This window comes from Altererythrobacter sp. KTW20L (assembly GCF_023501975.1).
GTDB lineage: Bacteria > Pseudomonadota > Alphaproteobacteria > Sphingomonadales > Sphingomonadaceae > Alteraurantiacibacter.
Map to the genome: position 1 here is coordinate 17,226 of NZ_JAMFLH010000002.1, position 19,605 is coordinate 36,830.

The 19,605-nt window shown below is 63.7% G+C and carries 17 protein-coding genes; 11 read left to right on the forward strand and 6 right to left on the reverse strand.

Annotated elements, in window-relative coordinates; translation table 11 throughout:
- Window positions 1–21: 21 nt before the first annotated feature.
- Entirely contained in the window at window positions 22–4,197 is a 4,176-nt protein-coding gene (gene rpoB / locus M3P36_RS01610; RefSeq protein WP_249699155.1) for a DNA-directed RNA polymerase subunit beta, read from the reverse strand.
- A gap of 425 nt (window positions 4,198–4,622) precedes the next feature.
- Between rpoB and M3P36_RS01615 the strand changes: the two genes are divergently transcribed.
- The 6 genes from M3P36_RS01615 (at window position 4,623) to M3P36_RS01640 (ending at window position 7,992) form a co-directional block, all read left to right on the forward strand.
- A complete protein-coding gene (locus tag M3P36_RS01615; RefSeq protein WP_249699157.1) occupies window positions 4,623–4,760 on the forward strand; it encodes a hypothetical protein in 138 nt (45 codons plus the stop codon).
- 39 nt (window positions 4,761–4,799) lie between these two features.
- Window positions 4,800–5,339 (forward strand): DUF2975 domain-containing protein, encoded by a 540-nt coding sequence (locus M3P36_RS01620; protein WP_249699161.1) that lies wholly within the window; start codon window positions 4,800–4,802, stop codon window positions 5,337–5,339.
- Window positions 5,339–5,578 carry a helix-turn-helix domain-containing protein gene (locus M3P36_RS01625; RefSeq protein WP_249699174.1) on the forward strand — a complete coding sequence of 80 codons (240 nt, stop codon included), beginning with the start codon at window positions 5,339–5,341 and terminating at the stop codon, window positions 5,576–5,578. Before M3P36_RS01620 ends, M3P36_RS01625 begins: the two co-directional genes overlap by 1 nt.
- Before the next feature lie 497 nt (window positions 5,579–6,075).
- Window positions 6,076–6,591: a 50S ribosomal protein L10 gene (rplJ, locus tag M3P36_RS01630; RefSeq protein ID WP_249699185.1), complete on the forward strand. Its 516-nt coding sequence runs from the start codon at window positions 6,076–6,078 to the stop codon at window positions 6,589–6,591.
- Window positions 6,592–6,656: 65 nt separating this feature from the next.
- Window positions 6,657–7,028 carry a 50S ribosomal protein L7/L12 gene (rplL, locus tag M3P36_RS01635; RefSeq protein ID WP_249699197.1) on the forward strand — a complete coding sequence of 124 codons (372 nt, stop codon included), beginning with the start codon at window positions 6,657–6,659 and terminating at the stop codon, window positions 7,026–7,028.
- Between the two features lie 217 nt (window positions 7,029–7,245).
- A complete protein-coding gene (locus M3P36_RS01640; protein WP_249699200.1) occupies window positions 7,246–7,992 on the forward strand; it encodes a class I SAM-dependent methyltransferase in 747 nt (248 codons plus the stop codon).
- A 60-nt stretch (window positions 7,993–8,052) separates the two neighbouring features.
- Here M3P36_RS01640 and M3P36_RS01645 read toward each other — a convergent pair whose 3' ends face one another.
- Window positions 8,053–8,613: a c-type cytochrome gene (locus M3P36_RS01645; protein ID WP_249699201.1), complete on the reverse strand. Its 561-nt coding sequence runs from the start codon at window positions 8,611–8,613 to the stop codon at window positions 8,053–8,055.
- 208 nt (window positions 8,614–8,821) lie between these two features.
- On the opposite strand from M3P36_RS01645, the gene M3P36_RS01650 reads away from it, so the two are divergent.
- Window positions 8,822–10,222: an MATE family efflux transporter gene (locus M3P36_RS01650; protein WP_249699211.1), complete on the forward strand. Its 1,401-nt coding sequence runs from the start codon at window positions 8,822–8,824 to the stop codon at window positions 10,220–10,222.
- 63 nt (window positions 10,223–10,285) lie between these two features.
- Here M3P36_RS01650 and M3P36_RS01655 read toward each other — a convergent pair whose 3' ends face one another.
- On the reverse strand, window positions 10,286–10,594 hold the full coding sequence (locus tag M3P36_RS01655; RefSeq protein WP_249699214.1) for a hypothetical protein: 309 nt from the start codon (window positions 10,592–10,594) through the stop codon (window positions 10,286–10,288).
- Between the two features lie 347 nt (window positions 10,595–10,941).
- Between M3P36_RS01655 and groES the strand changes: the two genes are divergently transcribed.
- Both groES and groL read left to right on the forward strand, forming a co-directional pair.
- A complete protein-coding gene (gene groES, locus M3P36_RS01660; protein ID WP_249699225.1) occupies window positions 10,942–11,229 on the forward strand; it encodes a co-chaperone GroES in 288 nt (95 codons plus the stop codon).
- A 58-nt stretch (window positions 11,230–11,287) separates the two neighbouring features.
- On the forward strand, window positions 11,288–12,940 hold the full coding sequence (groL, locus tag M3P36_RS01665; protein ID WP_249699237.1) for a chaperonin GroEL: 1,653 nt from the start codon (window positions 11,288–11,290) through the stop codon (window positions 12,938–12,940).
- Between the two features lie 74 nt (window positions 12,941–13,014).
- On the opposite strand, the gene M3P36_RS01670 is transcribed toward groL, so the two are convergent.
- Together M3P36_RS01670 and M3P36_RS01675 are read right to left on the reverse strand one after the other, a co-directional pair.
- Complete coding sequence (locus M3P36_RS01670; protein ID WP_249699239.1) at window positions 13,015–14,736, reverse strand: GGDEF domain-containing protein; 1,722 nt, start codon at window positions 14,734–14,736, stop codon at window positions 13,015–13,017.
- A gap of 58 nt (window positions 14,737–14,794) precedes the next feature.
- A complete protein-coding gene (locus tag M3P36_RS01675) occupies window positions 14,795–17,098 on the reverse strand; it encodes a DUF305 domain-containing protein (protein ID WP_249699250.1) in 2,304 nt (767 codons plus the stop codon).
- 118 nt (window positions 17,099–17,216) lie between these two features.
- Between M3P36_RS01675 and M3P36_RS01680 the strand changes: the two genes are divergently transcribed.
- Both M3P36_RS01680 and M3P36_RS01685 read left to right on the forward strand, forming a co-directional pair.
- On the forward strand, window positions 17,217–18,029 hold the full coding sequence (locus M3P36_RS01680; protein ID WP_249699252.1) for a class I SAM-dependent methyltransferase: 813 nt from the start codon (window positions 17,217–17,219) through the stop codon (window positions 18,027–18,029).
- A gap of 136 nt (window positions 18,030–18,165) precedes the next feature.
- Window positions 18,166–19,197, forward strand: coding sequence for a serine hydrolase (locus tag M3P36_RS01685; RefSeq protein WP_249699262.1), 1,032 nt, complete (start codon window positions 18,166–18,168; stop codon window positions 19,195–19,197).
- 102 nt (window positions 19,198–19,299) lie between these two features.
- Here M3P36_RS01685 and M3P36_RS01690 read toward each other — a convergent pair whose 3' ends face one another.
- Window positions 19,300–19,554 (reverse strand): hypothetical protein, encoded by a 255-nt coding sequence (locus M3P36_RS01690; RefSeq protein WP_249699264.1) that lies wholly within the window; start codon window positions 19,552–19,554, stop codon window positions 19,300–19,302.
- Between the last annotated feature and the right edge of the window lie 51 nt (window positions 19,555–19,605).

Sequence of the window (19,605 nt, forward strand, 5' to 3'; positions counted from 1 at the left end):
CAGGCTCACCCGCATCCCCTGTTATTCAGCAGCAATCTGCAATCCGTCGTCGTCCGCATCCTCGTCGCCGATGGATGACAGGTCGACGTTGAGGCCGAGGCTGCGCATTTCCTTGACCAGCACGTTGAAGCTTTCCGGAATGCCCGCCTCGAAGGTGTCGTCACCCTTGACGATCGCTTCGTAGACCTTGGTGCGGCCGACCACGTCATCGGACTTCACCGTGAGCATTTCCTGCAAGGTGTAGGCAGCGCCGTATGCCTGCAACGCCCAGACTTCCATTTCGCCGAAGCGCTGGCCGCCGAACTGCGCCTTGCCGCCCAGCGGCTGCTGGGTGACGAGGCTGTACGGCCCGATCGAACGCGCGTGGATCTTGTCGTCCACAAGGTGGTGCAGCTTGAGCATGTAGATGATGCCCACGGTCACCTTGCGGTCGAACATGTCGCCGGTCCGGCCATCATACAGCCACGACTGGCCCGAGCTGTCGATGCCGGCCTTGACCAGCATGTCCGACACGTCCTGCTCGCGCGCACCGTCGAACACCGGAGTGCCCATCGGAACGCCCGCGCGGATGTTCTCGACCAGTTCGCAGACCTCTTCGGTCGTGCGGCTGTCGATATCCTCGTGGTAGTTCTCGCCGTAGATGTCCTTCAGCTTCTCGACCACGGCGGCAGGCGGGGGGCCGGCCTCGGGGTTGGGATTGGCCAGGCGCCATTCGTCCAGAGCGCCGGCGACCTGGTGACCCAGGGCACGGGCGGCAAAGCCGAGGTGCGTCTCGAAGATCTGCCCGACGTTCATGCGCGACGGCACGCCCAGCGGGTTCAGCACCAAGTCGACCGGAGTACCATCCTCCAGGAAGGGCATGTCCTCGATCGGCAGGATGCGCGAAATCACACCCTTGTTGCCGTGGCGGCCGGCCATCTTGTCGCCCGGCTGCAGCTTGCGCTTCACCGCCACGAAGACCTTGACCATCTTGAGCACGCCGGGAGCCAGTTCGTCGCCCCGTTCGAGCTTCTCCTTGCGGTCCTCGAACTTGTCGCGGATCGCCTTGATCGCTTCGTCGTACTGGGTTTTCACGGCTTCCAGCTGGACCTGCATCCGGTCATCCGCGACGGCGAACTTGAACCACTCGTGGCGGTCAACCTCTTCCAGCGCGGCTTCATCGATGACAGAGCCCTTCTTGGCACCCTTGGGCGCAGCTGAAGCGGTCTGGCCGATCAGCATGTCCTTCAGGCGGTTGTAGGTGGCGCGGTTGAGGATGGCGCGTTCGTCCTCGCTATCCTTCTTGAGGCGTTCGATTTCCTCGTTCTGGATGGCGCGGGTACGGTCATCGATCTCGATGCCGTGGCGGTTGAACACGCGCACTTCCACGATCGTGCCAGCCACGCCCGGCGGCAGGCGGAGCGAGGTATCGCGCACGTCCGACGCCTTTTCGCCGAAGATGGCGCGCAGCAGCTTTTCTTCCGGCGTCATCGGGCTTTCGCCCTTGGGCGTGATCTTGCCCACCAGGATATCGCCCGGATGCACTTCGGCACCGATATAGACGATGCCCGCCTCGTCGAGGTTGCGCAGCGCTTCCTCGCCCACGTTGGGAATGTCGCGGGTGATGTCTTCCGGACCCAGCTTGGTGTCGCGGGCCATCACTTCGAATTCCTCGATGTGGATCGAGGTGAACACGTCGTCCTTCACGATGCGTTCGGAGATGAGGATACTGTCCTCGTAGTTGTAGCCGTTCCACGGCATGAAGGCGACGAGGCTGTTCTTGCCCAGTGCCAGCTCGCCCAGATCGGTCGAGGGGCCGTCGGCGATGATATCGCCCTTTTCGACCACATCGCCCACCTGGACCAGCGGACGCTGGTTGATGCAGGTGTTCTGGTTGGAGCGCTGGAACTTCTGCAGCGTGTAGATATCGACGCCCGACTGGCCGGGTTCGATCTCGCCGCTGGCGCGGATCACGATACGCGCGGCATCGACCTGGTCGACCACGCCGGCGCGCGATGCACCGATCGCCGCACCCGAATCGCGGGCCACGGTCTCTTCCATGCCGGTGCCGACCCAGGGCGCTTCGGCCTTGACCAGCGGCACGGCCTGGCGCTGCATGTTGGAACCCATCAGCGCGCGGTTGGCGTCATCGTTTTCCAGGAACGGAATGAGCGATGCGGCGACCGAAACGAGCTGCTTGGGCGACACGTCCATCAGCGTGACCTGCGCCGAGGGGCTCATCACGAATTCGCCATTCTGGCGGGCCGAGATCAGCTCTTCCACGAAGGTGCCGGCTTCGTCGAGCTCGGCCGAGGCCTGGGCAACGGTATGCTTCTGCTCTTCCATGGCCGACAGGTACTGCACCTCGCCGGTCACCTTGCCTTCCACGACCTTGCGGTACGGGGTTTCGATGAAGCCGTACTTGTTGACGCGGGCGAAGGTGGACAGCGAGTTGATCAGGCCGATGTTCGGGCCTTCCGGCGTTTCAATCGGGCAGATGCGGCCATAGTGCGTGGGGTGGACGTCGCGGACTTCGAAGCCCGCACGCTCACGCGTCAGACCGCCCGGTCCGAGGGCCGAAACGCGGCGCTTGTGGGTGACTTCCGACAGCGGGTTGGTCTGGTCCATGAACTGCGACAGCTGGCTGGAACCGAAGAACTCGCGCACCGCGGCCACGGCCGGCTTGGCGTTGATCAGGTCGTTCGGCATGACGGTGGACACGTCAACCGACGACATGCGCTCCTTCACCGCGCGTTCCATGCGAAGCAGGCCGACGCGGTACTGGTTTTCCAGCAGCTCGCCCACCGAACGGACGCGGCGGTTGCCGAGGTTGTCGATATCATCGACTTCGCCCTTGCCGTCCTTCAGGTCCACCAGTTCCTTCACCACGGCGAGGATATCTTCCTTGCGCAGCGTGGTGACGGTGTCCTCGGCATCGAGGCCGAGGCGCATGTTGAGCTTGACGCGGCCAACGGCCGACAGGTCATAGCGCTCGGCATCGAAGAACAGGCCTTCGAACAGGGCTTCTGCGGTTTCCTTGGTCGGCGGTTCGCCGGGACGCATGACCTTGTAGATCGATTCCAGGCCCTCGTCGCGGTTCTCGGCCTTGTCGACTTCCAGCGTGTTGCGGATCCACGGGCCGGTGTTGACGTGATCGATGTCGAGCAGCTGGAGCTGGTCGATCCCGGCGGCGTCGAGCTTGTCGAGGTTTTCCGGCGACACTTCGTCACCCGCTTCGATGTAGATGCGGCCGGTGCTCTCGTCGATCAGGTCGTTGGCGGCATAGCGGCCGAAGATTTCCTCGGTCGGGATCAGCAGGGTCTTGAGGCCGTCCTTTTCCGCCTTGTTGGCGGCGCGGGGCGAGACCTTCTGGCCGGCGGGGAACACTTCCTCGCCGGTGTCGGCATTGACCAGCGCGAAGCTGGGCTTGGACCCGCGCCACGATTCGGCGGTGTAGGGGATCTGCCAGCCGCCCTGGCCGCGCTTCCAGGTTACCGTCTCGTAGAAATGCGAGAGGATGTCCTCGGCCGTCAGGCCCAGAGCAAAGAGCAGCGAGGTAACCGGCAGCTTGCGCTTGCGGTCGATGCGGACGTTGACGATGTCCTTGGCGTCGAATTCGAAATCGAGCCACGAGCCGCGGTACGGGATCACCCGGGCTGCGAACAGGAACTTGCCCGAAGAGTGGGTCTTGCCGCGGTCATGGTCGAACAGCACACCCGGCGAACGGTGCATCTGCGACACGATCACGCGCTCGGTACCGTTGATGAAGAAGGTGCCGTTCTCCGTCATCAGGGGCATGTCGCCCATGTAGACGTCCTGCTCCTTGATATCGAGAACCGAGCGGGTTTCGGTTTCGCTGTCCACTTCGAACACGATCAGCCGCAGCGTGACCTTCATCGGGGCAGAGAAGGTAATGCCGCGCTGGCGGCATTCGGTCACGTCGAACTTGGGGTCTTCCAGTTCGTAATGGACGAAATCCAATTCGGCGGTGCCGGCAAAGTCGCGGATCGGGAAAACCGAGCGCAGGGTCTTTTCCAGGCCCGAGACATAGCCGGTGGCGCGGTCCGAGCGGAGGAACTGCTCGTAGCTTTCGCGCTGCACCTCGATCAGGTTGGGCATCTGCACCACTTCGTGGATGTCACCGAAGATCTTGCGGATGCGCTTCTGCTTGGTGCCGCCGTGCGCAGCTGCCTGCGGAGCCTTGGACTTGCTTGCCATGAAGGGAACGTGCCTCTTGCCAATAAGGCCGGCACTGATGAGCGCCGGCGGGATAAATCTGCTGGCGGTATGGTCCGCGAGACGCGAAAAGCCTGCACGGGTCGCGGCACCAGGGGCACCGGACGGCAGGTCTATCGTCATCTCGCAGGAGCCGCAGCTTCCATCCTGTGGCACACCCCCGCGATAAGGTGCGCCTTGCTCGAAGCAGTCGGCTGGGCGTGCATATAGGTGCGCAGGCACCTTGAGTCAAACACGCAAGGACGCCCGACACCTCCCAAACCCGCAGAATCCTGCCACTTTCGACAAACGATAAGGGCCATATTGTTTTTCGATATTATCGTTTGACAATATGCACGACTCGCCTTATTGATTTTCGATATCGGACGCATCGTGAACCGATAAGACACTTTTTAGGAGACCGACCAATGACCCGTATTGCAGACCACGCGCTGGCCCTCGCCGCCGCCATTCTCATCACCGCCACCGCCTTCCACCAGGCCACCGTGGTACCCGCCCACACCCCCGCCATGGCCCAGGGCTTCGACACGGTCCTGGCTGCTTGAGGCGGCCGTCAACGCAACGCTTGAAATAAGGACAGGCCAATGCAGTCTGCAGCCAAGGATCCCCTGCTGATGATCGCCAAGATCGGCACCATCATCGTGCGGATACTCCTGGTGATCGGCCAGATCGGCCTCGGCATTGCCATCGCCATGATGTTGCTCGGCACCTTGGGCTATCTGCCCGACGAGGTGACCGTCGTGCCAGATTCCGATCTCAGCAGTCTGGGTCTGTGGCTAGGCGTTCTGGCAATGATCGCGCTGATCGTTTCCTTGGGCCTGATGTACGATTTCGTCCGGCTGCTGGCCCGCATGATCGACACCGTAGCTGATGGCGATCCGTTCGTGATGGCCAATGCCGCGCGGCTGACCCGCATGGCCTGGCTTTCGCTGGGGGCCTGGCTGGTCGGCTGGGTCGCCAACGCCCTGGGCAAGTGGGGCGAGGCCCATCGCCCGCCGAGCGAATTCCGGCTCGACGTGGAATTCTCGCTCACCGGAGTGGGCATCGCTATCCTGCTGTTCATCCTGGCTCGTGTGTTTCGCGAAGGCGCCAAAATGCGAGAAGAGCTGGAAGGAACGGTGTAATGCCAAAGGACGATATACCGGAGACAGACACTACCCGCATCGTCGTCAAGCTCGACGACCTGCTCCACGAACGCCGCATGACGCTCACCGAACTGGCCGAACGGGTGGACCTGACGCTGGCCAACCTGTCGATCCTCAAGACCGGCAAGGCCCGCGCGATCCGCTTCTCCACGCTGGAGGCGATCTGCCGCGAACTGGACTGCCAGCCGGGCGATCTGCTGGGGTATCAGCCCGACTAGAGCGCTTGAACAAACAAAAGGGCGGCATCTCTTGTGCGAGATGCCGCCCTTTTGCTTGAATAGTGGCCGGGTCAGAACAGGAAGGCGACCACCAGCAACAGGACGATGAGGGTGCCAAGCCCGATGGTAAGGGGTCTGCCCATGAGGTAATTCCTTTGTGATTGCGATATGTGCTGGTCCAGCGAATGGCGGCGTGATGTGTTCCCGCAGTTGACTCCTGCCACGCATCGGCTAGATGGCCGCCCTGACCACGGGCCGGTGAACAAGCCTGCCTGCGGTCATCCGTCCGAGACAGCTGCCGGGGGTTTCCCCCTTAATCTGCAGCCTAGGCGGGGACAGAGATTTTTCGGCACCGGCTTTTGTCCGTGCCAACCGCGCTCCAATCAATCGGGCGCAGCTCCTTCCCCAACAACGGACTCGCCCGTGCCCTCATCCGGCATGGACAAACGTAGCCGTCCGCGCCGGTTCGCCGGGGCGGATAATGTGAAGGAGTAAGCATGGATCGTTCGCAGAAAGCCGATGCGGTCGCAGCTCTGAACGCAACCTTCAACCAGGTTGGCGTGGTGGTCGTCACCCGCAACCTGGGCATGACCGTGGAACAGACCACGGCCCTGCGTGTGAAGATGCTGGAAGCAGGTGCGTCGTTCAAGGTTTCCAAGAACAGTCTTGCCAAGCTGGCCATCGCCGACACTGACTATGCTGCGATCGACGACCTGCTCGTCGGTCCGGTTGCCCTGGGGACTTCGGTCGATCCGGTAGCCGCGGCAAAGATCATTGTTGAATTCGCCAAGACCAACGACAAGCTCGAAGTGGTCGGCGGCGCGATGGGTTCGCAGGTACTCGATGCCGACGGGATCAAGGCACTCGCCTCGATGCCTTCGCTCGACGAACTGCGCGCCAAGCTTATCGGCCTCGTCCAGGCACCGGCGACCAAGATCGCCCAGGTTGTCGTGGCACCGGCTGGCAAGCTCGCCCGCGTCTTTGGGGCCTATGCCACCAAGGAAGCTGCATAAGACTTTTCTACCGATCATGCCCGGTTTCACCGGGTGCCCTAATCTTGTGAATGGAGTGAATTATCATGGCTGACATTGCCAAGCTCGTTGAAGAACTGTCGAAGCTGACCGTCCTCGAAGCCGCCGACCTCGCCAAGGCCCTGGAAGAAGCATGGGGCGTTTCGGCCGCTGCTGCCGTTGCCGTTGCCGGCCCGGCCGCCGCTGCTGGCCCGGCTGCTGAAGAGCAGACCGAATTCGACGTCATCCTGACCGGTGACGGCGGCAAGAAGATCCAGGTCATCAAGGAAGTCCGCGCCATCACCGCGCTGGGCCTGACCGAAGCCAAGACCCTCGTTGAATCGGCTCCCAAGGCCATCAAGGAAGGCGTCAACAAGGCCGAAGCCGAAGAGATCAAGGCCAAGATCGAAGCCGCTGGCGGCACGGTCGAAGTCAAGTAAGCTTCAACAAACCAGTTTCGCGGGTGTCTTGAAGCGCCTGCGGATGGGAGGGCGGTACCGCAAGGTGCCGCCCTTTCTCGAGGCTCCGACTTTGGGCCACCGTTCTGGCTTGCCCGATTTGCTCTTGCTGCATCGCAGCATCGCTGCGATAAATGGATCTAGGTGTTCTCTCTGGCTGAGGATACCTGCTCGGGTTAGCCATGTGGGGCCTTGATCTATGCAAATGTTGCGCGCTCCCGATGAAACATTCGGATCCCATCGCATCGCCGCCGCCCCTGGCACCCACGCCATACTGGCCGAAATCGTCTCGGCAAAGGTCGAAGCGAAGGACAGCAAGATCCTGGACATGGGGGCCTATACCGGCGCGCTCATTTCCCGCCTGCGCGCCCATGGCTACGAGAACCTTCTGGCAGCGGATTTGTCCAACCATCTGACCGAAAAGGTCGAGAAGGTGTGGGCCTGCGACTTCAATGGTGATTTCCCCAGTGTCATCGCCGAGCGTGACTTCGATTGCATCATCGCCAGCGAGGTGATTGAGCACCTAGACGATCCCCGCGCGTTCATGCGCCGCTGCCGCAGCATGTTGCGGCCTGGCGGCGTGCTGATTATTTCGACACCGAATATCGCCTTCTTCGAGGGGCGGATAAAGTTCGCGCTGACAGGCGAAATCTGGGCGTTTGGCGCCAAGAACTACAAGAGCATCCGCCACATCACGCCGATATCGGCCCGCCATTTACCGATGATGATGGCAGAATGCGGTTTGCGGTGCGATCTGGTCGAGACGGGTGCATCCTATGCGTCTACCCTGCGCAAGATACTCACCGCTCCCATCTGGTTACCGATGCGCCTGGCGTTCGGAGAGTCCACCCTTGGCGAGACCCTTTTCGCAGTAGGCATTGCCGATGTCGTCAGCGGAAACGTAGGCCTGGAATCGTGGGAAAGCCAGACTGCCGCACAAGCCTGAGCTCCGCTAATCTGCGGTATTTTGAACGGCCCTGAAGCCGTTCCACGCAGGTTTCCAGCCCTACAGCGTCTTCATGTAGGCGATGATCGCGGCGCGCTGGGTGGCGTCGAGCGGGCCGATGGCCATGGTCGTGCCGGGCACGGTGCCCTGCGGATCGGTCAGGTAGCGGTTGAGGTTGGCATCGTTCCAGGTGAGGCCGGAATTCTTCATGCCGTCGGTATAGGTGAAGCCTGCGACCTGTCCTGCGCGGTTGCCGTGGATGCCCGCGAGCGAGGGGCCGATGCCGTTCTGGCCCGGCGCGACGGCGTGGCACACGCGGCACTGGTTGAAAGCGGCCGGCGGGGCCATGGCGACAGGCGTGGCGACAGGCGCTGCCGCAGGCGCCGCACTGGCCGTGGCGGTGGGGGTCGGCGTCGGGCTGGCTCCATCCGCCGGGGTTTCTTCGGCTGCCGGGGTTTCCTCGCCCGCTTCGGCCAAGGGATCGACGGTCTCTGCCGTATCGACCACTACATCGTCGGCGGCCAAATCGGCCTCGTCCAGTTCAGGCTCTTCCGCCGGACCGCAGGCGGCAAGGGCAAGGACGAAGGCCGAAACGGCGGCGAAACGGACGGTATGGCGCATGGAACTGGGTTTCCCTCAGGCGTGAATCTCGCTTGGCTCCTAGCTTCAAGTGCGGCGAAGGGGAAGTGCCTGTAACCGCCTTGCCATAGTGGCGCGGCAAATTTCATCTGCAACCAATCCGCCCTTCCCCGTGCCGCCCCGCGCGGCTAACCGGGCCGGCTGTTTTGACCACATCCGCAATACGCCATTCGACCACCATCCAACCACCATGCAACCCGTAGCCCATCCCCAACCGCTCGGCTGGAAAGCTGAAAGCTCCGAGACCCTGCGGCTGGCGGGGCCGCTGGCGCTCGCCAACCTGCTGCAGATGATGACCTATGCGGTGGACGTGATCTTCATCGCGCGGCTGGGCACGGCGGAACTAGCTGCATCGGCGCTGGCCGTGGCGATATTCGGCGTGCTGATTTCGGCCATGGCCGGGCTGGCGAGCGCGGTATCCCCCATGGTGGCGGCAGAGCTTGGCGCGCGGGCCCCGGCCCTGCGACCCATTCGCCGCACGGTGCGCATGGCGCTGTGGATGGCGCTGGGCGCAGGGCTGATCGGCATGGCGATCTGCACCCAGGCTGCCCCCATCATGCTGGCGCTGGGGCAGGATCCGGAGATTACTGCGCTCGCCGCCAGCTACATGGACGTGCTGCTGTTCAGCCTGCCGCCGATGGTCATGGCCATCGTGCTGCGGCACTTCGTGGCGACGCTGGGCCGCCCGGTCTTTGCGACAGCAATCACCGGGGCCGGCGTGCTGGTGAATGCGCTGGCGAACTACGCCTTCATCTTCGGTAACCTCGGCGCGCCGGCCCTCGGCCTGCCGGGCGCGGCGATTGCCACGATCATCTCCACCCTGTTCAGCCTGGGCGCCTATGCCCTGGTGATCCGACTCGACAAGCGATTGAACCGCTATCACGTGTTCGGCCGCGTGTGGCGGCCCGACTGGCAGCGCCTCATGTCGCTGCTGCGCATCGGCACACCGATTGGCCTGACCGTGATGGCAGAGGCCGGCGTGTTCGGCGCGGCGGCATTCCTGATGGGCCTGATCGGGCCGGAGGAGCTGGCGGCGCACACCCTGGCAATCCAGGTGGCGGCGATCGCCTTCATGGTGCCGATGGGCGTGGCCCAGGCGGGCACGATCCGCGTCGGCTATTTCTTCGGCGCGCGCGAGGCCCTAGGCGTCCACCGCGCGGGCTGGACCGCCATTGTCCTGGGAACGGTCTTCATGGTGCTGACCGCCAGCGCGATGGTGCTGGTGCCCGAATGGCTGCTGTGGCCGTACCTCGACCCCTGGGCGCCGGAAAACGCCACGGTGATCGGCCTTGCCCTCACCTACCTCACGGTCTGCGCCGCATTCCAGCTGTTCGACGGGCTGCAGGTGGTCGCCGCCGGAGCCCTGCGCGGCCTGCAGGACACCCGCGTACCGATGTGGATCGCGATCTTCTCCTACTGGGTGCCGGGCTTCGGTCTGGCCGCCGGGCTTGGCTTGGCGACCCGGCTGGAGGGCCTTGGCGTGTGGATGGGGCTGGCCGCGGGGCTGGTCTTCGCCTCGGTCCTCCTGCTGCGCCGCTGGCACCGGCGCGAGGGGCTGGGGCTGGTGGCAAGGGTTGTCGTGCGGGATTGAGTGACCGCTATCCCGTTTTTGCGGGCAGAAGCCGTCTGTCAGCAAGCGACCCCATAGCGGACCTTAGCGATCAACTCGCCTGTAGCTGATCCTAACGCCTAAAACTCGCTCGTCCTGTTCGAAGATGCGGGAGTTTGCAGCGTAGCGCACCAATAGATGATCGCTCGCGATCCAGACGATTTCAGCCCACGGGCCGCCCCAGTCGCCTGCAGTTGCAGCACCGTGATCGGTGTCAGCAACGAAAGCGTTACCACCACCGGAAAGCTCCTCGCCCGCCGTCAACACCGATGCTTGGGTTGAGAAGCCACTGGTCGCGCCGCAATCACGTTGAAACAGGATCGCCGTGTGAAGGCCGTCGGGGGCTTCGAGCATAGTGACGGGCGTATTGCTACAAGCATCGGAACATCCGGCCAAAAGCAACAATCCGACGACAGCTACGGTCCCGCTTCGCATGAGTGATGCTAACCTGCGCGCAAGTTCGGGGTCAATGACAGCTTTCCACCCTCAAATCGGAAATGGCGCAGTTCCACTGACCCGCCCAACAGCGGACTGAACGGACAGGCCATCCGAAAGACCTACCAGCTCATCCCGGCAAAAAAATTTTTCCCAGCGCGAATCCTTGACGCTTGGCAACCCCCGGACCATATGCCGCCTCGTTGGCACTCTCGTGAGGGGAGTGCCAAGCCCATCAACCGTTATAACTGGAAGAGGTCATCATCATGACATTCCGTCCGCTGCACGACCGCGTTGTGGTCCGTCGCATCGAAGCCGAGGAAAAGACCGCCGGCGGCATCATCATTCCCGACAGCGCCAAGGAAAAGCCTTCCGAAGGTGAAGTCATCGCCGTGGGTGAAGGCGCCCGTGACGACAGCGGCGCGCGCGTCACGCCCGACGTCAAGGTCGGTGATCGCGTGCTGTTCGGCAAGTGGTCCGGCACCGAAGTGAAGATCGATGGCGAAGACCTGATCATCATGAAGGAAAGCGACATCATGGGCGTGCTGGGCTGAACGCTCGCACCCCCTGAACGCATTTCCCCCTAAGAAAATTCGCAAAAGGAACTGAACAATGGCTGCCAAGGACGTGAAATTTTCGCGTGACGCACGCGAACGCATCCTGAAGGGCGTCGATACGCTCGCCAATGCGGTGAAGGTTACCCTGGGCCCCAAGGGCCGCAACGTGGTGATCGACAAGAGCTTCGGTGCGCCCCGCATCACCAAGGACGGCGTCACCGTCGCCAAGGAAATCGAACTGAAGGACAAGTTCGAGAACATGGGCGCGCAGATGCTGCGCGAAGTCGCTTCGAAGACCAACGACATTGCCGGCGATGGCACCACCACCGCCACCGTGCTGGCCCAGGCCATCGTGCGCGAAGGCATGACTTCGGTCGCCGCCGGCATGAACCCGATGGACCTGAAGCGCGGCATCGATCTGGCCGTGACCGCCGTGGTTGCCGATCTGGTCGCCCGTTCGAAGCCCGTTTCCGGCACCCAGGAAATCGCCCAGGTCGGGATCATCTCGGCCAATGGCGACCGTGAAGTCGGCGAGAAGATCGCCGAAGCCATGGAAAAGGTCGGCAAGGAAGGCGTGATCACCGTGGAAGAGGCCAAGGGCCTCGAATTCGAACTCGATGTCGTCGAAGGCATGCAGTTCGACCGCGGCTACCTGTCGCCCTACTTCGTGACGAACCCCGAAAAGATGATCGTCGAGCTGGATAACCCCTACATCCTGATCCACGAGAAGAAGCTGTCGTCGCTCCAGGCGATGCTGCCGATCCTCGAAGCCGTGGTGCAGTCGGGCCGTCCGCTGCTGATCATCGCCGAGGATATTGAAGGCGAGGCCCTCGCCACCCTGGTGGTCAACAAGCTGCGTGGCGGCCTGAAGATCGCTGCCGTCAAGGCTCCGGGCTTCGGCGATCGCCGCAAGGCGATGCTGCAGGACATCTCGATCCTGACTTCGGGCGAGATGATTTCCGAAGACCTCGGCATCAAGCTGGAATCGGTGACCCTGGGCATGCTGGGCGAAGCCAAGCGCGTCACCATCGACAAGGACAACACCACCATCGTCGATGGTGCCGGTGCGGCCGATGACATCAAGGCCCGGGTCGAACAGATCCGCGCCCAGGTCGAATCGACCACCAGCGACTATGACCGCGAGAAGCTGCAGGAACGCCTGGCCAAGCTCGCCGGCGGTGTTGCCGTGATCAAGGTCGGCGGCGCTTCGGAAGTCGAAGTGAAGGAACGCAAGGACCGCGTCGATGATGCGCTCCACGCGACCCGCGCTGCGGTTGAAGAAGGCATCGTCCCCGGCGGCGGTACCGCTCTCCTCTATGCCACCAAGGCACTGGAAGGCATGAAGGGCGCGAACGACGACCAGACCAAGGGCATCGATATCGTCCGCAAGGCGATTACCGCTCCGGTCAAGCAGATCGCGCAGAACGCGGGCCACGATGGCGCCGTGGTTTCGGGCAACCTTCTGCGTGAAGGTGACGAGACCCAGGGCTTCAACGCCGCAACCGACACCTACGAAAACCTCGTGGCTGCCGGCGTGATCGACCCGACCAAGGTGGTGCGCACTGCACTGCAGGACGCAGCTTCGGTTGCCGGCCTGCTGATCACCACTGAGGCTGCCATTGCCGATGCGCCCGAAGACAAGGCTGCTCCGGGCGGCGGCATGCCCGATATGGGCGGCATGGGCGGTATGGGCGGCATGGGCTTCTAAGCCTTACCCCCATCATCGAACACCTGAAGGGGCCGGGGGAGCAATCCTCCGGCCTTTTTGCTTTGTCGCTGGTGCTAGGCTGCCGCCTGCCTGCGCGGGAAGATCATGGCCGAACCCTGCGCCTCGCCGGTTTCATAGCACAACAGGTCACGGCCCGAATTCTTGGCCTTGTAGAGCGCGCGATCGGCGGCGCGATAGGCCGCCACCACGCCATCGGCCCCGATCCGCGCCAGCCCGCCGCTGAGCGACAGGGGTTCCGCCATGACGGCAACGGCGGACTGCACTGTTGCGCCCAATTCATGCCGCAGCCGGTTGACCGCCAGCGCTGCCTCGTCACTCGATTGGGCCTTGACCAGCACGGCGAATTCCTCGCCTCCCAGCCGGAAGGCAGCAAGGAACGGGCCAGGCTCGGCGACGACGCGCGCCAGGTGGCCGCCGATCGCGCGCAGCACCTCGTCGCCCGCCTGGTGTCCGAGGCGATCGTTGATGCGCTTGAAATGATCGGCATCGATGATCGCCAGGTAATCGCCCTCGCGCCATTCGCGAGTGTCGAAGGCGCGACGGTTGGGCACGCCGGTGAGGCCATCGGTCAGGGCCAGTTCTCCCAGAGCCTGTTCCTGCGCCCGCGCCAGGTCGCGCTCGCTCCTGATCTGGCCGATCCGCCAGGTGATCGCGGCGGCCATGACCACCGCTTGCCAGGCCATCGAGGCATAGAAGGCAAAGTCCCATTCGGTCGGCAGGACATAGAGGTTGAGGCCGCGCGCGGTCCGGTCGATCCCGACCAGAACCGGCATCGACCAGGCCAGCGCCACCATGCCGATCGTCTTGCTGCCGCGATACCATGCCAGCGGACAGAAAATGGCGAAGCTCAGCAGCGCCGGAATGAAGCTCGCATGATACAGCGGCCGCGCCAGGAAGGGGAGCTGGTGGGCCAGCAGGACAAAGCCGATCCCGCCCGCGGCAATCAGCAGGCTTGCCCCTATCATTGTCCGCCTGGCCCAGCGCGGCAGGGCGAAGGGTTCAAGGAAAGTCAGGAAGAACGGCGTCACCAGCGACATCGACAGCGCCAGCAGCAAGTAGGACCCTGCGGAGCGCTGCCACAGCGTCAGGTCGGGCAGGACCATGAACACCAATGAACTGGCACAGACCGTATAGCCAAGGAACAGCGAGACCAGCAGCCCGTGCCACAGGGCAAAGCCGCTGCGCAGCGTGATCGACAGCGACAGCGAATAGATCACCACCACCAGCAACATGCCGACAAACAGCGCGAAGGCCGCCATGCCGTAAAGCTTCTGGACATCGTCGTCGGCCACGGTGACGATGCTGGCGAGGGTGGCCGTATTGCGATCGAGCGGCTTATCGATCCGCACCCATACCCGGTCTGCCCGTTCGCCCGCATAGAGCAGTGGCACGGCAATCCGCGTGCCAAGCGTCCAGTACTGGCCAAGGCCTTCGCCGCCATAGCCGAGCATCCGCTGGCGCCCGTCGGCCAGTTCGGTGACTGTGGTCAGTTGCCCGAAGCCGAGCGAATCGGTGCGCAGCAACAGGTCCTCGCCCGGCGCGATCCGGTCGCCTTCGACCCTCAGCCAGACATGGTCGAATGCAGTGTCCTCGGCAGTCGGGTTGCAGTTCCAGCCCGTTGCCTCGCGTGCATCGTCATAGGAAAGCGGATGTTCCGTCACCAGCAGACAGGCGTGGGGCAGCAGCATCTGGGTGGCGGCAGCGGGCACGGCCCACAGGCTTGCGAGCATGGCAAGCAGCAGCGCCCCAAGCGCTTTGAAGAGAGGCCGCGTCATGCCCGCAGGCATAGGCCGCGGCATATTGCGATCGCGTAAATGCCCAAATAGCGCCTTGTCAGCTGGCGGGTCGGGCTGCCCCGATGCGGGTGACCACCTCTGCTTGCCCGGCATTTGGCCCAGCATTTGGCCAGGTGACGGGGAACTGGGTCTGCGGGTTGAAGCTGCCGCCCTGGTCCGCCGCTTCGGCAGCAGCAATTTCATCTGCCGTCAGGAACTCGCTCGGTTCCAGCGCAAATACGTCGAGCCCGCGGGTGCTCTCGGTTGCGTAGATGCGGCCCTGGTACCAATAGGCCGACCAGTACCCCCCGAACACCAGCTGCTCGTCATCGATCGGGCCGCGGTCGAAATAGGCGATCTCGAACGGGTTGGCGGCATCGGTGAAATCCATCACCGAAATCCCGCCCTGATACCACGCCTGGACAAAGATATCGCGGCCCGGAACCGGAATGATCGAGCCGTTGTGGGCCACGCAGTTTTCCTTGTCCCCCTGCGGTGCGGGGAGCTTGTAATGGCTGCGGAATTCCAGCTTGCCATCGACAATCTCGTAGATCGCATTGGCGCCCCAGTGGCGCGGATCGGTGGCCTGGCAACGCGGCCGCCCGCCGCCGCCCCATTCGTCGGTGAACAGCACCTTGGTGCCATCGTTGCTGAACGTGGCCGAGTGCCAGTAGGCAAAACCGGTATCGATCACTTCGTCGATCCGCACCGGATTGAACGGATCGGCAATATCGAACAGGATGCCATTGCCCGAACAGGCGCCGGCCGCGATCTGCAGGGTGGGGAACACGGTGATGTCGTGGCAGTGGTCAGTCGCATCGGCGGCCTGCGTGCCGTCACCGTGATCGCCGCCTTGCCACAGACCGGCCAGCCGCCCGGTAGCCGGATCGGCAAAGACCGCCGGGCTCGAGGTGATGCGCGCGGCGGCAGGATCGGCCAGCGGGATCTCGATCACGTCGATCCGGAACAGGGCAGTGCGGTCATCGCCGGGGTTTTCGCCCACACATCCGGCCAGCTCCTCGCCCTCGCGTATGCGGCTGGTCCCCGAGTTGTAAACCACCAGGCTAGTGTCCGTCTGGGCGACCACCGAATGGGTGTGCGAACCACGACAGGTCTGCACCTGGCCGACCTGGACCGGGCGGGTGATGTCGGAAATGTCGAAGATGCGCAGGCCGCGGAACCGCTCCTCGCTCACCCGCTGTGTCACACCTTCGCGCCCGCAATCGACCCGGCCGCGGGTTTCCTCCACGCTCATCAGCAGCAGGTTGCCGACGATTGACACATCGCCCTGCCCGCCCGGACAGACCACCGAGGCGATGAGCTGCGGCATGCCATCGTCACCCAGCCGATAGGCGTTGAAACCGTGATAGTTGCCCGCCACCAGCACGTCGCCGGCGAAGGCCAGGTCGGTATTGGCAAAATCGAGCAGGCCCGACCGTTCGGCAAAGCGCGGCTCTGCGGGTTCAACCGGCTCTGCCGGATCGGCGGCGGCCATATGCCCGGCGTGATCTGCGTGACCGGAATGGGCATCGGCCACCCCCTCCTCCGCCTCTTCGGGCGGCAGCTTGGGCAGCATCCCCGAAGGATTGGCCGGATCGAAGAACCCGGCGGGCTTTTGCAGGAAAGCCACGTGGCGCATGTTGCTGATCGCCTCGCCGGCATCAAGGAAGCCGGCCATAAGCGTGGCGCGCGGATCGTCCGACAGGCTGGCGAGCGCGGCATTCATCCGCTCGATCTCGGCGGTCTGGTCGTTGGTGATTTCGGTGGTGAAGTCATAAAGTACGGGATCGGCTGCCGTGCCGCCCAGTTCGAGCAGGTCATCGACCATGGTGATCGCGCCCTGGTGGTGCGCGACCATCAGTTCGAGGAACAGGCGGTCGAAATTGGTGCCCCGTGCACCGCGCAGCCGCTCCAGCTGTTCGGGCGAGGCCATGCCCTCCATGCCGGTATGATGCGCGTGGCCCATCGCGGGCATCTCGGTCGGCTCGCCGCGTTCGGTGAGCCACTGCTGCATCATGCTGATCTCGTCGGCCTGCGAGGCGGTGATGCGCCCGGCCACCGCCACGATCACGGGGTCGTTGGTGCGGTCTGCCACCAGCGCGGCCATCTCCACCGCTTGCTGGTGGTGCACGATCATGCCTTGCATGAAGGCCACATCCGCCGGCGAATAGCTGTTGCGGGCGAGCGCAATCGCTTCTTCCTCGGTCAGCACGCGGGCAGGCTGCCCGGGCGCTCCCGGCTGCACGATGGAGACCGGCTGGGCCAGGGCCGCGTTCGGAGCCAGGGCCGATCCCGCAAGCAGCATGGCCGCGAGTGAAATGGAGGCCAATGGCCGGGTGGAAAAGGCGCGGTTCGGCGTCATGTCAGTTGTGATTCCATCTGGTTACAGCTGCGACCAATCCGGCCAACCACCCTTGCGGTCAAGCCCGGCAAAAGGGATAAGTGCGGCAAGAAGCAAAAAATGAGGGGGAGAATCGACCATGCGCCTGTTCCTTGCCGCACTGCTGGCCGCCACTGCACTGGCCGGATGCAACCAGGCCGAAACGCCTGCCGCCGAACCGCAAGCCACCTATTCCGCCAGCGCCTACAGCGCCGCGATAAACGACATCGCCCGTCCCGAAGCAGACCGCGCGGCCGATGCCACCCGCCTGCCCGGCGACCTCCTCGCCTTCGCCCAGATCGACGAGGGCGACGTGGTGGGCGATTACATCATGGGCGGCGGCTATGTGACGCGGCTGCTCGCCATGGCAGTGGGATCCAGCGGCAGGGTCTATGCGGTCCAGCCCGACGAATTCATCGCCTTCCGCGCCGAATATGGCACCGAACAGGCCGATGCCGTGGCCCCCTATGCCGACAATGACGGCAATCCGGTGCGGGTCTTCCCGCTCAACGGATCGATCACCGCCCCGCCCTTTCCCGAACCGCTCGACACGATCATCACGGTGATGAACCTGCACGATCTCTATCTGGGCGCGATGCCGGAAGGCACGGCCGACAGCGCCATCGCCGCGCTTTATGCCGCGCTCAAACCGGGCGGTTCGCTGTTGGTGGTCGATCACCGCGCCGCGCCGGGCAGCGGGGCCGGGGCGGCGGACACCCTGCACCGGATGGACGAGGAACTGGCGCTTGCCGCGCTGACCGCCGCCGGCTTCGTGCTGGAGGAGGAAAGCGAGCTCTACGCCCGTCCCTCAGACCCGCGCACCGCCAACGTGTTCGACGAAGCGATTCGCGGGCAAACCGACCAGTTCATGTGGCGCCTGCGCAAACCGGCAGATGTCGTTGCAGGCGGATAGGTGCGGGAAATGGCCGATTCCTAGGTAAATTTCCTCAGGTGAGCGCCCTGACGAGTCCGTTCATCGCGCAAGCAATTGCCAGCGGACGGCGTCTTGTTAAGTTTTCCACAAGCATAATCCAGATAGCAGGGGGGTCATGAAAACCCGAATCGTCACAAGGCTCATTGCCGCAGTCGCAGCCCTCGCGCTGGTCCCTGCCACGCCTGTCATGGCGAACGACGATCTGGGACTCGAAACCGCGTTCGACAGTTATTTCGGCACCGAAGTCCGCGCGCCGGTCAATTACAACCCGACCTATTCCACCCCGCTTGAACAACTGGTGGCGCAGGTGGCCGACGGCCGCCAAGGCCGCATCGGCGTAGCCGCGATCGACCTGTCCACCGGGGAGTCGGTCTCGATCCTGGGCGACCAGGCCTTTCCCATGGCCAGCACCAGCAAGATCGCCATTGCCGCCACCTACCTCGAAATGGTGGACCAGGGCCGCGCCAGCCTGACCAGCGAATATCCGCTGTTGATGCCGCTCCGCTCCGCACGCTTTTCCTCGCCCGCTGCCCCGGTGCGTGAAGGCGAATACATGACCGCGGCGGAACTGATCGACATCATGATTACCCGCAGCTCCAACCCGGCGACCGATGCCATGCTGGCCGCTGTCGGCGGGGTCTCGGCGGTCAATGACTGGGCCCGGCGCGCCGGGATCAGCAATTTCAACCTCACCCGCGACATTGCCACCCTGGTGCGCGACGATGGCGAGTTCGATCCGGCGGTGCACGTGGACCTGCGCGACAGCTCCACCCCGCGCGCCATGGTCGAACTCCTCGCCGGAATCTACCAGGGCCGCTGGCTGTCGCCCGCCAGCCGTTCGCTGATGATCTCGACGATGGAGCGGACCCGTACCGGTGCCCGCCGCATTCGCGGGCTGATGCCGGGCGACGTGACCGTGGCGCACAAGACCGGGTCGCTTAACAATACCTCCAGCGATATCGGCATCATCACTGCGCCTGATGGGAGGTCAATCGCCGTGGCGATCTATGTCACCGGCCAGGGCACCCGCGCCAACCGCGAAGCGCGCATCGCGTCGATCGCCCGGGCAATCTACGATGGCTATACTGCGCGGGCGAACGATGGCCGGGTCTATGCCAGCGCGGAGTATCCCGTCGCCGGATCCTGATTTGCTGCTGAACCTGGCGATCCGTCGCCACGTGAAGTGCAGGCAAAAGAAAAGGGCGCGGCCGGATGGCCACGCCCTTTCTTGTTGCGAAAAGCGCGAAGCTTATTCGGCAGCAGCTTCGACTTCGTCGGCAGCGGCTTCGAGGTCTTCGATCGCACCGTCAACCGAAGCTTCGGCATCGGCCACAGCGGCGTCAACGCCATCAACGGCGGTGTCCATGGCGGCATCGGCATTGGCTTCGGCATCGGCCATCGCGCCTTCGGCGGCGGCGTCAGCGGATTCTTCGGTGCCTTCCGAGCAGGCAACCAGGGTCAGAGCGGCGCCAGCAGCGGCAGCGGCGAGAATGATCTTGCGCATGAAACAATTCCTTACACATCAAAGTGATGGACCTTGGCGATGTGCCGCGGG